Annotated in this window: 9 protein-coding genes; 7 read left to right on the top strand and 2 right to left on the bottom strand. The window is 57.1% G+C overall.

Annotated features, from left to right (window positions below; all coding sequences use genetic code 11):
* Positions 1 to 70: 70 nt before the first annotated feature.
* Positions 71 to 1,438 (bottom strand): 6-phospho-alpha-glucosidase, encoded by a 1,368-nt coding sequence (locus ACOTX7_RS01400; protein ID WP_205922486.1) that lies wholly within the window; start codon positions 1,436 to 1,438, stop codon positions 71 to 73.
* A gap of 12 nt (positions 1,439 to 1,450) precedes the next feature.
* Positions 1,451 to 2,995, bottom strand: coding sequence for a PTS transporter subunit EIIC (locus tag ACOTX7_RS01395; RefSeq protein ID WP_221256334.1), 1,545 nt, complete (start codon positions 2,993 to 2,995; stop codon positions 1,451 to 1,453).
* A gap of 288 nt (positions 2,996 to 3,283) precedes the next feature.
* Between ACOTX7_RS01395 and ACOTX7_RS01390 the strand changes: the two genes are divergently transcribed.
* The 7 genes from ACOTX7_RS01390 to ndk all read left to right on the top strand — a co-directional run bounded on the left by ACOTX7_RS01390 (position 3,284) and on the right by ndk (position 15,861).
* On the top strand, positions 3,284 to 8,236 hold the full coding sequence (locus tag ACOTX7_RS01390) for an alpha-2-macroglobulin family protein (protein ID WP_221256333.1): 4,953 nt from the start codon (positions 3,284 to 3,286) through the stop codon (positions 8,234 to 8,236).
* Position 8,237: 1 nt separating this feature from the next.
* On the top strand, positions 8,238 to 10,565 hold the full coding sequence (pbpC, locus tag ACOTX7_RS01385; RefSeq protein ID WP_221256332.1) for a peptidoglycan glycosyltransferase PbpC: 2,328 nt from the start codon (positions 8,238 to 8,240) through the stop codon (positions 10,563 to 10,565).
* A gap of 88 nt (positions 10,566 to 10,653) precedes the next feature.
* Entirely contained in the window at positions 10,654 to 13,032 is a 2,379-nt protein-coding gene (locus ACOTX7_RS01380; protein WP_313771846.1) for a DMSO/selenate family reductase complex A subunit, read from the top strand.
* Positions 13,029 to 13,658, top strand: coding sequence for a DMSO/selenate family reductase complex B subunit (locus ACOTX7_RS01375; protein ID WP_003860631.1), 630 nt, complete (start codon positions 13,029 to 13,031; stop codon positions 13,656 to 13,658). Before ACOTX7_RS01380 ends, ACOTX7_RS01375 begins: the two co-directional genes overlap by 4 nt.
* A complete protein-coding gene (locus ACOTX7_RS01370; protein ID WP_221256330.1) occupies positions 13,651 to 14,430 on the top strand; it encodes a dimethyl sulfoxide reductase anchor subunit family protein in 780 nt (259 codons plus the stop codon). The genes ACOTX7_RS01375 and ACOTX7_RS01370 overlap by 8 nt, the downstream gene beginning before the upstream one ends.
* The gene (locus tag ACOTX7_RS01365) at positions 14,430 to 15,305 is read left to right on the top strand and encodes a 4Fe-4S binding protein (RefSeq protein WP_221256329.1); all 876 of its coding nucleotides are present in this window, start codon (positions 14,430 to 14,432) and stop codon (positions 15,303 to 15,305) included. Before ACOTX7_RS01370 ends, ACOTX7_RS01365 begins: the two co-directional genes overlap by 1 nt.
* 124 nt (positions 15,306 to 15,429) lie before the next feature.
* Positions 15,430 to 15,861, top strand: a complete 432-nt coding sequence (gene ndk, locus ACOTX7_RS01360; protein ID WP_003860625.1) for a nucleoside-diphosphate kinase — start codon at positions 15,430 to 15,432, stop codon at positions 15,859 to 15,861.
* The last annotated feature ends 142 nt before the right edge of the window (positions 15,862 to 16,003 follow it).

The following is a 16,003-nucleotide window of genomic DNA, read 5'->3' as shown; positions in this document are numbered from 1 at the left end:
CGTAAAAAAGGATTGTCGGTGTTTTTTCTGACACCGACAAGCTAACCACGTTCAACTCGCGAGCAAGCCCCTATTTTTTCACCGCTTCGCCGTCCTGCCAGGCTTTTTGCAGCGCAGGCCAGTAGTCGCGGTTGGCTTCAATCATCTCATCCAGAATCGCCTTCGCGTGCTCCATGGTCGGCACGGTGCGGTTGAGGGTGAACGCCTGAAGCGCTTTCTCGTAGCTGCCTTCGATGGTCGCCTCTACCAGCAGCTGTTCAGACGCCAGCTGCTGTTGCAGCAGAGTCTGATGGAACAGCGGCACTTGCCCCATGCGCACAGGCTCCGGCCCTTCGGAAGTAATATAGGCAGGCACCTCGACCACCGCATCGTACGGCAGATTGGTAATCGCCCCGCGGTTCTCCACCATTACCAGATGACGCTGGCGCAGGTTGAACGCCAGCGAGCAGGCGACGTCCACGATAAACTCGCCGTGAACGCCAACGTGGAAGGCATCCGGTAAGATCCCTGTGCGCTTATATTCTTCGGCTGCGGCAAACAGTTTTTTCTCACGCCCGTTCATCACTTCGTTGGCGCGGGTATAGTCCGGGTTCTGATGCTCCACAATCTGGTTTGGCATCAGGTAGTACTGTAAATAAGGGTTCGGCAGGTACTCCGGGAAGTTATCCATGATCGGCTTGATGTTGCGCCAGGTTTTCACCCACGACGGATCCGAGTGCTGCGGGTCGGTTTTCGCGGCATCTTCCGTGAGCAGGCCAAACTTCGCGATATGTTTACGCAGCTCCGGTAATTTGTCCTCACCGTCCACCCGCACGTGGGTAAACCAGCCGAAGTGGTTGAGGCCAAAATAGTCCACCTCCAGTTTATGACGATCCACGCCCAGAATGGCGCCCATATTGCGCATGGCGGCAACCGGCATATCGCAGATGTTCAGCACGCGCGCGTTGGGGCGCAGGCGGCGCACGCCTTCAGCGACGATCGCCGCCGGGTTGGAGTAGTTCACGATCCAGGCTTTCTCATGCGCGTAGCGTTCCACCCGATCGATCAGCTCCACCATCGGCAGGATGGTGCGCAGGCCATACGCCAGTCCACCCGGTCCGCAGGTTTCCTGGCCGACCACGCCATGACGCAGCGGAATTTTTTCATCCTGCTCGCGCATTTTGTACTGTCCGACGCGCATCTGAGCAAAAACAAAATGTGCGCCGCTGAAGGCCACTTCCGGGTCGCTGGTGACGGTAAATTTGATGCTCTGGCTGTGGTCGCGAATGACCTTCTCTACCACGGGCGCAATGGTGTTCTGACGCGCCTCGTCGATGTCATACAGGCGAATCTCTGCCAGGGGGAAATCGTGCAGGCGTACCATCAGGCTTTTCACAATACCTGGCGTGTAGGTGCTACCGCCACCGGCAATCGACAGAATAAATGGGGGTGTAAACATCTTTAGCTCCTTTCAGAGAAACGTCTCAACGGCTTCTCGCATTTTTTTGACATGCAGCCCGTAGACCACCTGAACGTTGTTACCTTGTTTGATAATCCCTTTCGCGCCGGTTGCTTTCAGGCGCGGTTCGTCGATGATGGCGACGTCCTTCACCGTGACGCGTAAGCGGGTGTAGCAGTTATCCACAACCTCAATGTTTTCCCGGCCGCCCAGACCCGTCACGATGGATTCGCCCAGCCCGTCGTTATTGCCTTTGGCCTGGTACTCCTGCTTGCTGTAGAGGCGCGTCTCCTGGTCCTCATCCTCACGCCCCGGCGTTTTCATGTTGAAGCGCAGGATCAGGAAGCGGAACACCAGGAAGTAGAGCGCGAACATGATCAGCCCGACCACGATGTACATTGGCCAGTTGGACTTCTCCGTGCCGAGCGGCAGGTTGTAGAGAATGAAATCGATAATCCCGTTAGCGCCGATAGCGTGAACGCCAAACAGCGAGAACAGCATCATGCCGATGCCGGTCAGCACCGCATGCACCACGAACAGCAGCGGGGCGACAAACAGGAAGGAGAACTCAATCGGCTCGGTTACGCCGACCAGCAGCGAGGTCAGCGCCGCCGGGATCAGAATGGCTTTCGCAATCGCTTTACGCTCTGGCTTCGCGGTCATGTACATCGCCAGCGCGGCGGCGGGCAGGCCGAACATCTTGCTGATGCCGCGCGCATCCCACACCACGGTGCTGCTGAGCTGCTTCACGTCCGGGCAGGCCATCTCGGCGAAGTAGATATTGCGCGCGCCCTGGTAAGCCGTACCGCAGACCTCCTGCGTACCGCCCAGTTCGGTGTAAAGGAATGGCGTATAGACCAGATGATGCAGGCCCGTCGGCACCAGAATGCGTTCAAGGAAACCGTAAATGGCTACGCCGAACGGGCCGGAGCCTTTAATGGCCAGCGCCAGCGCGCTAATACCGTGCTGTGCGTACGGCCACAGTTCGCTCATGACCACGCCGAGCAGCATAGAGACGGGCAGCATCACAATCGCGACGAAGCAGTGGCCGGAGTAAATCGCCATCGCGCCGTTAAACTGGACGCTGGAATATTTGTTGTACACATAACCGGAGAGCGCCCCGGTCAGGATCCCGGCGAAAACGCCCATCTCCAGCACCTGGACGCCCAGGACCATGCTTTGTCCGGCTGCTTTCATCTGCTCAGCAGGCGCCAGTTCCCCCTGAAGCTGTAACGTCACGTTCATGGCATTGATAAACACAATAAAAGTCACCAGCCCAATCAGCGCCGCGTAGCCTTTGTCTCGCGTTGCCAGGCCAATCGGGATCCCGACGGCAAACACCAGCGCCAGGTTTACCAGCACCGACACGGCAGATTTGGCGATCAGCTGGCCGACACTCTGGATCAGCGGATGGCCGAGAAACGGCAGGTATTCGGCCAGATTGCCGTTACCCAGCACATTCCCGAAGGCGATAAACAGACCGACGATGGGTAAAATAAGTACAGGTCCGTAAAGTGATTTTCCGAAATTTTGTAGGGCGTTCACGGCTCGTTTCATGGCTTTCTCTCTTATTGAACCGCGCACTCGGGGTGCGTCATGGTCATAAAACTAGCAGGCTCACTGCTTGCCTTTCCAGCTATCTTCTTGTTTTAAAAACAAATGACGCGAAAGGTAACATGTTACGTTACGCTGTGTGATCGCGGTTCCATCTCGTTATAGCGGCGAGATGCTATTCTGCGAGGCGCTTTCCAGATCCTAAAAATGGACTTTTTGTATTAACGAAACTTGCGGATAATACTTATCCGGACGACGACCAACAGGCCCCCCTCAGGCCAGGGACAAAGGATGAAACCGTTTCGCTTAGCCGCGATCTCTCTCGCGCTGCTCACTACGTTTACGCTTGTCGGCTGTGATAACAGCGACGACAAACCTCAGGCCGCTGCGCCCGCAGCGTCTACTGCATCAGAACAGAAAACCCCGGCAACACCGGATCCTGAAAAGCTGGCGAAGCTGGCCGCCCAGAGTCAGGGTAAGGCATTGACGCTGCTGGATGCCTCTGAAGTGCAACTCGACGGCGCCGCGACGCTGGTTCTGACCTTCTCTGTACCGCTGGATCCCAGCCAGGATTTTGCGAAAACAGTGCATGTGGTGGATAAAAAAAGTGGCAAAGTGGACGGCGCCTGGGAACTGGCCCCCAATCTGAAAGAGCTGCGCCTGCGCCATCTGGAGCCGAATCGTAATCTGGTCGTCACCGTTGAACGTAATTTACTGGCGCTGAACAAAGCGACGTTCGGCATTGACTATGAAAAAGCGATCACTACCCGGGATGTTGAACCGACGGTCGGATTCGCCAGCCGCGGATCGCTGCTGCCGGGTAAAGTAGTGGAAGGGCTGCCGGTGATGGCGCTCAACGTCAACAATGTGGACGTGAACTTCTACCGCGTGAAGCCGGAGTCGCTGGCCTCGTTTGTCAGCCAGTGGGAGTACCGTAACTCGCTGACCAACTGGGAATCCGACAACCTGCTGAAGATGGCGGAACTGGTCTACACCGGCCGTTTCGACCTCAACCCGGCGCGCAACACGCGCGAAAAACTGCTCCTGCCGCTCAAAGATATTAAGCCGCTCCAGCAGTCTGGCGTCTATATCGCCGTGATGAATCAGGCTGGCCACTATAACTACAGTAACGCCGCGACGCTCTTTACCTTAAGTGATATTGGGCTGTCCGCTCACCGTTATCATAACCGACTGGACATCTTCACCCAGAGTCTTGAAAACGGTGCGGCGCAGTCAGGCGTGACCATTACCCTTCTGAACAATAAAGGGCAGACTCTGGCCGAGGCGAACAGCGACGCCGATGGTCATGCAAAACTGGAAACCGATAAAGAAGCCGCGCTGATCCTGGCCAGTAAAGATGGCCAGACCACGCTGCTTGATCTCAAACTTCCGGCGCTGGATCTGGCGGAGTTTGATATCGCCGGTAACCCCGGTTACAGCAAGCAGTTCTTTATGTTTGGCCCACGCGATCTCTATCGTCCGGGTGAAACGGTGATCCTTAACGGCCTGCTGCGCGACAGCGACGGAAAACCGCTTCCCGATCAGCCGGTAAAACTTGACGTGCTGCGTCCGGACGGACAGGTGGCACGGACGATCGTTGTGCAACCTGAGAACGGTCTTTATCGCTTTAACTATCCGCTTGATAGCGGTGCTCAAACCGGCATGTGGCATATTCGCGCGAATACGGGCGATAACCAACAGCGCATGTGGGATTTCCACGTCGAAGATTTTATGCCTGAGCGTATGGCGCTGAATCTGACCGGGCAAAAAACGCCGGTTTCCCCGCAGGAGGATGTGGACTTTAACGTGGTGGGCTATTACCTGTATGGCGCGCCAGCTAACGGCAATTCTCTGCAAGGCCAGCTTTTCCTGCGTCCGTTACGCGACGCGGTGCCTGCACTGCCTGGCTTCCAGTTCGGTGATATTGCAGAAGAGAACCTGAGCCGCAGCCTGGATGAAGTGCAGCTTACGCTGGACGAACAGGGTCGCGGGCAGGTTACCACCGAAAGCCAGTGGAAAGAGGCGCACTCGCCGCTGCAACTGATTTTGCAGGCCAGCCTGCTGGAATCGGGGGGGCGTCCGGTAACGCGACGCGCTGAACAGGCTATCTGGCCTGCGACTGAACTTCCTGGGATCCGCCCACAGTTCGCCAGCAAGGCCGTTTACGACTACCGTACCGATACCACGGTCAATCAGCCGATTGTCGATGAGAACGGCAACGCCAGCTTTGACATTGTCTATGCCGATGCCAGCGGGGCGAAAAAAGCGGTATCCGGTTTGCAGGTGCGTCTGGTCCGTGAGCGTCGCGACTACTTCTGGAACTGGTCTGAGAGTGAGGGCTGGCAGTCGCAGTTCGATCAAAAAGATCTGATTGAAGGCGAGCAGGAGATTAATCTCAAAGCCGATGAAACCGGTAAAGTCACCTTCCCGGTGGAGTGGGGCTCTTACCGTCTGGAAGTAAAAGCCCCTGATGACATGGTCAGCAGCGTGCGCTTCTGGGCGGGCTACAGCTGGCAGGATAACAGCGATGGCACGGGTGCTGCTCGCCCGGATCGTGTGACGCTGAAATTAGATAAGCCAGCCTATCAGCCAGGCGATACCATCAATCTGCATATTGCAGCGCCAGCCGCAGGCAAGGGCTATGCAATGATCGAATCCAGCGAAGGGCCGCTTTGGTGGAAAGAGATCGATGTGCCGGCTAACGGTCTTGATCTCTCCATTCCGGTGGATAAGGCCTGGAAACGTCACGATCTCTACCTCAGCACGCTGGTGGTTCGTCCTGGCGATAAATCCAAATCCGCCACGCCAAAACGCGCGGTTGGCCTGCTGCATCTGCCAATGGGGGACGAAAATCGTCGCCTGAACATCGCACTTGATACCCCGCAAAAAATGCGTCCGAACCAGACGCTTTCTGTGAAAGTGAAAGCCAGCGTAAAAGAGGGGGCTGTGCCACAGAAGGTGAATGTGCTGGTCTCGGCTGTTGATAGCGGCGTGCTGAACATTACCGACTATGTTACGCCGGATCCGTGGGAAGCTTTCTTCGGTCAAAAGCGCTATGGCGCGGACATCTATGATGTTTACGGCCAGGTGATAGAAGGTCAGGGACGTCTGGCCGCATTGCGGTTTGGTGGCGACGGCGATGAACTGAAACGCGGCGGTAAGCCACCGGTAAACCATGTCACCATTATTGCTCAGCAGGCGCAGCCGGTTACGCTTGATGCCAACGGCGAAGGCACAATCACACTGCCGATTGGTGATTTCAACGGCGAGCTGCGTCTGATGGCGCAGGCCTGGACGGAAGATGATTTCGGCAGCAGCGAAAGCAAAATCATTGTGGCGGCTCCGATTATCACCGAGCTTAACACGCCGCGATTCCTCGCAAGTGGCGATACCTCTCGCCTGACGCTGGACCTGACTAACCTGACGGACCAGCCGCAAACGCTGAATGTGGCCTTGACCGCAACCGGTAAACTGTCGCTGGAAGGCGCTCAGCCGCAACCGGTTGAGTTACCGCCGGGAGCACGTACCACTCTGTTTATTCCGGTGCGTGCTCTGGAGGGCTATGGTGACGGTGAAGTCACCGCGCAGGTGACGGGCCTTCAGCTTCCTGGCGAGACGTTTACACCGCAGCAGAAAAGCTGGAAAATTGGCGTACGTCCCGCATTCCCGGCGCAAACGGTCAACACCGGTACGATGCTGAACCCTGGCGAATCATGGAGTGCGCCTGCACAGCATATCGACGGTTTCTCCCCAGCCACGCTACAGGGGCAGCTGTTGCTCAGCGGTAAACCACCTTTGAACCTGGCGCGCTACATTCGTGAACTTCAGGCCTATCCATACGGATGTCTTGAGCAGACCACCAGCGGCCTGTTCCCGTCCCTTTACACCAACGCGGCACAGCTGAAGGCACTGGGTATTAAAGGCGATACCGACGATAAACGCCGTGCAGCCATTGATATCGGGATCTCCCGTCTGCTGCAAATGCAGCGTGACGATGGCGGTTTTGCCTTGTGGGATAAAAACGGCCCGGAAGAGTACTGGCTGACCGCCTATGTCACGGACTTCCTGGTGCGGGCAGGGGAGCAGGGCTACAGCGTGCCTGCCGATGCAGTGAACAGCGCCAACAGCCGACTGCTGCGCTATTTGCAGGATCCGGGCATGATGTCCATCCGCTACAGCGACAACACTCAGGCCAGCAAATTTGCTGTTCAGGCGTACGCTTCGCTGGTGCTGGCTCGTCAGCAAAAAGCACCGCTCGGTGCGCTGCGTGAAATCTGGGATCGCCACGCTCAGGCCGCTTCCGGGCTTCCGTTGATGCAGCTGGGCATGGCACTCAAACTGATGGGGGATGCACCGCGCAGTCAGCAGGCGTTGGATCTGGCTCTCAAAACCCCCCGTAACGACAGCCGAAACTGGATGGCGGACTACGGCAGCCAGCTGCGTGATAATGCCCTGATGCTCTCCCTTCTGGAAGAGTACAAGCTGTTGCCGGATGCGCAAAACAGGCTGCTGAACGCCTTATCTGAAGACGCGTTCAGTCAGCGCTGGCTGTCAACCCAGGAGAGCAATGCGCTGTTCCTGGCCGGACGTTCACTGCAAACCTTGTCGGGCGCGTGGCAGGCAACGACCAGCCTCTCTGAACAGGCCCAGAGCAGTGATAAAGCGCAGGTTGAAAACCTGAACGGCGACCAGCTTGGCGCATTGCAGGTGACGAATACCGGGACTTCGCCGCTGTGGGTACGTCTGGACAGTACGGGTTATCCGGAGTATGCGCCTCAGCCATCCTCTCATGTCTTGCAGATTGAACGACATATTCTGGCGACAGACGGTAGCAGCAAGTCGCTCTCTTCACTGAAGAGCGGTGAACTGGTACTGGTGTGGCTGGAAGTGAAAGCCAGCCAGAACGTTCCGGATGCGCTGGTGGTGGATCTGCTTCCGGCAGGTCTGGAACTGGAAAACCAGAATCTGGCGAGCAGCAGTGCCAGCTTGCAGGACAGCGGCAGTGAAGTGCAAAACCTGCTGAATCAGATGCAGCAGTCCGATATCCAGCACATGGAATTCCGCGACGATCGTTTTGTGGCCGCGGTGCCGGTCAATGAAGGTCAGCCGGTCACGCTGGTTTACCTGGCCCGTGCCGTTACGCCGGGCACCTACCAGGTGCCTGTTCCGATGGTCGAGTCCATGTACGTTCCGCAGTGGCGGGCAACGGGGGCGGCCAGTGGCCCGCTGATCGTTGTTCCGTAAGATGCAGATAGCACGCCTGATTCGCTCCCGCTGGCTGTGGCTGGCGGGAGCGCTTCTCGTTTTAGGGGGGCTGATTGTCGTTGCTGACCGCGTGTGGCCGTTGCCTCTGAAAGAGGTCAACCCTGCGCGAGTGGTGGTGGACGAGCAGGGCGTTCCGCTGTGGCGTTTTGCCGACAGCGAAGGTATCTGGCGTTATCCGGTTAGCATTGAGGACGTATCCCCACGCTATCTGGAAGCGCTGATCCAGTATGAAGATCGCTGGTTCTGGGATCATCCTGGCGTCAATCCGCTTTCTGTTCTGCGTGCCGCCTGGCAGGATCTTACCGCCGGGAGAGTGGTTTCAGGCGGGAGCACGCTTACCATGCAGGTGGCGCGCCTGCTGGATCCGCATCCACGTACTTTTGGCGGCAAAATTCGTCAGCTGTGGCGGGCGATGCAGCTGGAGTGGCATCTCTCTAAGCGTGAAATCCTTACGCTGTATCTCAACCGTGCCCCGTTTGGCGGCACGTTGCAGGGCGTGGGTGCGGCAAGCTGGACTTACCTGGGAAAGCCGCCGTCACAGCTGAGCTATTCCGACGCGGCGCTGCTGGCGGTGCTGCCGCAGGCACCCAGCCGTCTGCGCCCGGATCGCTGGCCGGAACGTGCCGAAGCGGCGCGGAACAAAGTGCTCGACCGCATGCTGACTCAGGGTGTCTGGTCAGAGAAGCAGGTGAAAGAATCCCGTGAAGAACCGGTGTGGCTGGCTCCCCGGCAGATGCCGCAGCTGGCGCCGCTCTTTTCCCGCATGATGCTGAGTAAAAGCCGCGACACAAAAATCGTCACCACGCTGGATGCAGCCTTGCAACGACAGCTTGAAGAGCTGGCACTTAACTGGAAATCACGTCTGCCTGCCCGCAGTTCGCTGGCGATGATCGTCGTGGATCATACGTCCATGAAGGTGCGTGGCTGGGTGGGTTCGGTAGATATCAACGATGACAGCCGTTTTAGCCACGTGGACATGGTCAATGCGATCCGATCCCCGGGATCGGTCCTTAAGCCATTCATCTATGGCATGGCGCTGGACGATGGCCTGATCCATCCCGCCTCGTTGCTTCAGGATGTTCCAAGAAAAACGGGGGATTATCGTCCCGGCAACTTTGACAGCGGCTTCCATGGGCCGGTCAGTATGAGCGAAGCCCTGGTGCGTTCCCTCAACCTGCCTGCGGTGCAGGTTCTGGAAGCGTACGGCCCAAAACGTTTTGCGGGAATGCTGAGCAACGCGGGATTACCGCTTATTCTCCCCGCGGGGGCTCAGCCCAACCTCTCCCTGATCCTGGGTGGCGCAGGCGCACGCCTGGCTGATATCGCTGCTGCCTACAGCGCCTTCGCGCGTCAGGGTAAGGCGGGACGACTGCGTTTACAGCCGGGCGATCCGCTGATCGAACGTCCGCTGTTGTCGCAGGGGGCGGCGTGGATCATTCGTCGCATTCTCGCCAATGAAGCCCAGCCTCTGCCGGACAGCGCGCTGCCCCAGGTTGCCCCGCTGGCGTGGAAAACGGGCACCAGTTACGGCTACCGGGATGCATGGGCCATCGGCCTGAATGCCCGGTATGTCATTGGAATCTGGACCGGACGCCCGGACGGCACGCCCGTCGCGGGGCAGTTTGGGTTCGCCAGCGCGATACCGCTCCTTAATCAGGTGAATAATATGCTTCAGTCCCGCTCAATGGTGGATGAAGCGCGTCTGCCGCGCGATCCGCGTCCTTCAAGCGTCGGACGGGGCGTGATTTGCTGGCCGGGCGGCCAGTCCCTGCCAGAAGGAAGCGAAAACTGTCGGCGTCGGCTGTCAACCTGGCTGCTGGAAGGCAGTGAACCGCCTACGCTGCTGCTGCCGGAACAGGAGGGGATTCGCGGGATCCGCTTCCCGGTCTGGCTGGATAAAGAAGGCAAACGCGTCGCGGCGGATTGTCCTGATGCGACGGAGAAAGTGCTGGATGTCTGGCCGCTGCCGCTGGAGCCGTGGCTGCCTGTTGCCGAAAAACGGGCTGCTCGTCTCCCCGCCCGTTCTGAGGTTTGCCCTCCGCGGGATAACCATAATGCAGCGCCGCTGATGTTGTCAGGCGTCAGAGAAGGGGCAGTAATTAAACGTCTTCCCGGTGAGAAAAATATTACCCTCTACGTTTCAACCAGCGGCGGGGAGGGGCAACGTTGGTGGTTTTTAAATGGCGAACCGCTGGACGGGCATCAAAGGAATTATTCACTGCAATTATATTTGCCGGGTAAATATCAATTAATTGTATTAGATGAAACCGGACAAACGGCGACCGTGAATTTTGAATTCGATCGCTAAGTGTTACTCCTCAAGAGTTAGCTTGATAATTATCAATATTCGTTCCTGAAAAAAAACGAGAATGCGTTTTTATTTGAAGGAACGAGCAATGAAAAAAAATAAACATCAGGGAGAGGGGATTATTCCCGCTATATCCCGGCGTCAGTTTATTCAGGCAGGATCGGCGCTGGCTGCCCTTCCGTTTGTCGTCAAAACCGGCAAAGTACGGGCACAGGGCACGGCGGTAACAGACGCGACGCCGGAAGAAAAAGTGGTGCAAACCTGTAGTACGTTTGACTGCGGCGGCAAGTGTGATATTCGTGCTCACGTCAGCGAGGGCGACGTGACCCGAATTTCAACGCGTCCGGATAATGCACTGGATCCGCAGATGCCAGTGATGCGCGCCTGCGTTCGTGGTCGGGCTTATCGGAAATTTGTTTATCATCCCGATCGACTGAAATATCCCATGAAACGAGTTGGTAAACGTGGCGAAGGAAAATTCGAGCGTATTACCTGGGATGAAGCCACCACCCTTATTGCGAATCAATTAAAAACTATTACTCAGAAATACGGTGCGGCTTCACGTTATGTTCATGTGGGCACTGCTGTGTCCGGCGGCACCTTTTCCGGTGATAAAATGGTTCGTCGTCTGCTCAACTTAACCGGCGGCTATCTCGAAAGCTATCACTCGGTCAGTATGGGCAACACGGCGGCTGCAACGCCGTATACCTATGGCACCGCCGCCAGCGGCAGCTCTATGGACACGCTGCTGGACACTAAACTGGTCATCCTCTGGGGACATAACCCGACGGAAAAGATTTTCGGGCACAGCAACCACTTCTACCAGAAGATGAAGCAAAACGGCACTCGCTTTATCGTTGTCGATCCGCGCTATTCCGATACGGTTTCCTCCCTGGCCGACCAGTGGATCCCGTTACTTCCTACAACGGACAACGCCCTGATGGACGCGATGATGTATGTGATCGTCACGGAGAATCTGCACGATCGCGACTTTATTCAGCGCTACACCCTGGGCTTTGACGAAGATGCCATGCCAGAAGGCGTTCCGGCCAATGAGTCCCTGATGGCTTACCTGACCGGTGCAAAAGATGGCGTGGCGAAAACGCCGGAGTGGGCAGAGAAAATCACCCATGTGCCCGCACAAACTATTCGTCAGCTGGCGCGCGACTATGCAACCACCAAACCCGCCGCGCTGATCCAGGGCTGGGGACCGCAGCGTCATAACTGCGGCGAGCGCACCGCGCGCGGCTCGACTTTGCTGGCCACGCTAACGGGTAACGTTGGGGTGAAAGGCGGCTGGGCGGCAGGCTATGGCGGCTGCGCAAACCGCAAATTTGCAGCCGGACCAGAGATGCCGGACAACCCGGTAAAAGCCAAAATATCGGTGATGAACTGGGTGCAGGCCGCCGATGATGCTTCAAAGGTAACCGCGGAGGATGGCCTGAAAGATGCTGAGAAGCTCGACAGCAATATCCGCATCCTGTTCTCGCTGGCGGGCAATTATCTGGCTAACCAGAACCCGGATCTTCACCAGGCGACGCGCGTGCTGGAAGACGAGTCAAAAATTGAGTTTATCGTCGCAAGCGATCTGTTTATGACGCCGAGTGCCAGATACGCCGACCTTCTCCTGCCGGAAACCAGCTTTATGGAACGCTGGAATATCGGCGAAACCTGGGGTACGGCAAGCTATCTGATCTTGTCCGAAAAGCTGGTTGAACCTGAATTTGAACGCCGTTCCGATTACGACTGGCTGCGGGAGGTTGCCGCGAAGCTTGGCGTCGAGCCAGCGTTCAGCGAGGGCCGTGACGAAAAAGCGTGGATTGAGCACATCTGGGAGCAGACGCGGCTGTCCATGCCGGATGAAAACCTGCCGGACTTCGCGACGCTACAGAAGACGCGTCAGCATCTTTTCAAAAGCGCGCCGTACGTTGCCTTTGAAGACAACATTCGCGATCCGCAGAATCATCCGTTCCCGACGCCGTCCGGGAAAATTGAGATCTTCTCGAAGCGTCTGTACGACATGCATCATCCGGAAATTCCGGCGCTGTCGCACTACGTGCCTGCCCATGAAGGGCCGGAAGACGAGCTGGCGAAAACCTTCCCGCTCCAGCTGATCACCTGGAAAGGGAAAAACCGCGCTAACTCCACCCAGTACGCCAACCCGTGGTTAATTGAGGCGCAGCAGCAAAAGCTGTGGATCAACCCACAGGATGCGCAAAAGCGCGGCATTGCGCAGGGGGATACCGTGCGTATCCATAACGCGCGCGGCATTTGCGAGATCCCGGCGGAGGTCACGCCGCGCATTATTCCTGGCGTTGTGGCCATGCAGGCAGGCGCCTGGTGGCAGCCGGACGAGCAGGGTATCGATAAAGGCGGCTGCGCGAACGTGCTCAGTTCTGCCCGTATTACCGCGCTTGCGAAAGGGAATTCCCATCAAACCATGCTGGTGGAGGTAGCTAAAGCATGAGTCAGTTTAAACATTACGCGCCAGTGAGCGACAAACAGCTGGGTTTTTATATCGACTCTTCTCGCTGCTCGGGCTGCAAGGCATGCCAGGTGGCGTGCAAAGACAAAAACAACCTTGAGGTCGGACGTCGTTTCCGTCGCGTGTACGAAGTCAACGGTGGAAACTTCATCCCAACCGGTCAGGGCGGCGTCAGCAATAACGTTTTTGCCTACACGCTCTCTATTTCGTGTAACCACTGTGCAGACCCGATCTGCACCAAAAACTGTCCGACCACCGCGATGCATAAGCGTCCGGGGGATGGCATTGTGCGCGTTGATACAGATAAGTGCGTGGGCTGCGGCTACTGCGCATGGTCATGTCCTTACGGCGCGCCACAGCTCAACGAGCAGACCGGGCAGATGTCGAAATGCGATTTCTGCGTCGATCTACAGGCGAAGGGGGAGCAGCCCGTCTGCGTGGCAACCTGTCCACTCGAAGCGATTAAATTCGGGCCGATTGATGAACTGCGGGCGAAGTATGGTGCGGTCTGTGATGTGAAGGGCTTGCCTGATTCCTCCATCACCAAACCGAACCTGGTGATCAAAGCGCACCAGGGCGCAGAGAAAGAGGGGAAACGTCATGCATGAGTTACCGCTGCTGATTTTTACGCTGTTCCTGCAAGGGTCGGTTGGCGTTACGCTGTGGCTGGCGTTCGGAAGCACGCAACGCAGCGCACTGCTGCCTGCTGCCGGGGCGTTTGTACTGGCGAGCCTGGGGCTGCTCGCCTCCGCGCTGCATATGGGCTATCCGCTTAATGCTCTTAACGCGCTGCGCCACGTTTCCAGCTCCTGGCTGAGCCGTGAGATTATCTTTGCCAGTCTTTATCTTGCGGCACTTGGCCTTGCCACGCTGCTGATGTTTGTCAAAAAACCAGGCTGGAAGCCGCTGTTGGTTGTGGCTGCTCTGGTCGGTTTGGTCGATGTGTTCTGCATGGCGCAGATCTACTTGCATGCATCCGTGGTGGCATGGCAGCACGTTAACACCCTGGTGCTGTTTATCGGCTCGGTAGGGATCATCGGTTCAGCCTGCATGGCCGTTGGCACGCGTTCCCAGACCACCGTGCGTGCGGCGGTGGTCATTATCACGCTGCTGGTGCTTGTGCGGCTGGTGATGCAGCCCGTCTGGCTGGCCGATATTACGGCCATGGACAATACCGTGGTGACGTTCCCTCACGCACCGTTACAGATGCTGGAGCAACTGCGAACCGTGCATCTGCTGAGCTGGTGCGTATCCGTTGCGGGTATGCTGTGCTTTGCTGCGGGCGGTCTGAAAGCGGCGCGAGCCACCATGCTGCTGGGGAGCGCGTTGCTGATTGTGGGTGAGCTGATGCTGCGCTTCGTTTTCTTCAGTATTGGCTGATGGGCGGATTGACCTTTGCCCCGGCGACGGACGTGACGCATGCGTGCGTCCGTCGCCGTTTTCGCCACATTTCCTGCTGCGCCTGTGCGGACGCCTGTCCTGTGCAGGCTTTTTCTTTTACGCACGCCGGTGTCTCGGTTGATGAGAGCCGCTGTATTGAATGCGGTGACTGCCTGTTTGTCTGCCCCACTGAGGCCATCACCGGCATCACGCCGCGAAAACGCTTTCTGTGTGGCGATACGCTTGTTGGGCCGTTTACTGAGCGTGCGCCTGGGGTGAATGAACTGCTACTCTGGCACGCGCAGTATCACGTTCGTTTTATCAGTATCGACGCGGAACAGTATCCCGACTGGTTGCTGGCGATTGCCCGGCTTAATCTTGCGCTTCGTCGACGCGGTGAAGCGGCGTGGGCGTTTAAGCATATACCGGTCAACGAGGTTAATATCGCCCGCCGTGCGCTGATGCACGTTCCCCGTGAGGATGTCCGGGCCTGTAGCGTCGTGCCCGGTCAGCGTGAATTGCGCGGGGCGTTTTCTGCGTTTAGCGAGGCAGAGATAACCCTGAACGCCGATTCCTGCGTACTGTGCGGCGCATGCTGGCGGAGTTGTACGGAAAACGCGATTCGGTTTGAAAACGCTGAACTGGTCCTGGAAACCGGACGTTGTACCGGTTGCGGTGGCTGCGAAGCGGTATGCCAGCATGCGGCGATAAAAGTGACGCAAACGGAAGGGACAGCGAAACGCGTGGTCATACCGGCATATGAAGCCGTTTGTCTGACGTGCCACCGTCATTTCTGGTCATTTTCGTCTGATGAAAAGCAGTGTCCGCTCTGTTTTCACCATCAATACGGTATGCGAAATCCGGCCTGTTGCTAATCTTCGTCTCATTTTAAAAAAATGTTATGCATAACCATAGGCAATGGCGCTATTGCTCTTTATAATCCGCGCCACACCATACTCAGGTATGCAAAAACAACAGAACATTTGACAGAGGTTATCAATGGCTATTGAACGTACTTTTTCCATCATCAAACCAAACGCGGTGGCAAAAAACGTTATTGGCAGCATCTTCGCTCGCTTTGAATCAGCAGGGTTTAAGATCGTTGGCACCAAAATGCTGCACCTGACCGTTGAACAGGCTCGCGGTTTCTACGCTGAGCACGAAGGTCGCCCATTCTTTGACGGTCTGGTCGAGTTCATGACTTCTGGCCCAATCGTGGTTTCCGTACTGGAAGGTGAAAACGCGGTACAGCGTCACCGCGATCTGCTGGGTGCAACCAACCCGGACAACGCGCTGGCAGGTACTCTGCGCGCCGACTACGCAGACAGCTTCACCGAGAACGGCACCCACGGTTCCGACTCTGTTGAATCTGCTGCGCGTGAAATCGCGTTCTTCTTCGCTGAAGGCGAAGTGTGCCCGCGCACTCGCTAATAATTTCGTAAATGCCGCGTGCAAACGTGGCATCCCTGCGCCAGACTTTGTACAATGCAACGCCCCGGACGAGCAGACTGCTTACCGGGGCGTTTCTTTTCAACCCACCAAGGGCCACAACGTGTAACAACGAGGCCGGAAA

The sequence above is a fragment of the Enterobacter cloacae complex sp. IR5418 genome (assembly GCF_049238105.1).
GTDB classification, from domain to species: domain Bacteria; phylum Pseudomonadota; class Gammaproteobacteria; order Enterobacterales; family Enterobacteriaceae; genus Enterobacter; species Enterobacter hormaechei.
Note: the sequence above shows the minus strand (reverse complement) of the source record. Positions and strands in the feature narration are given on the sequence as shown.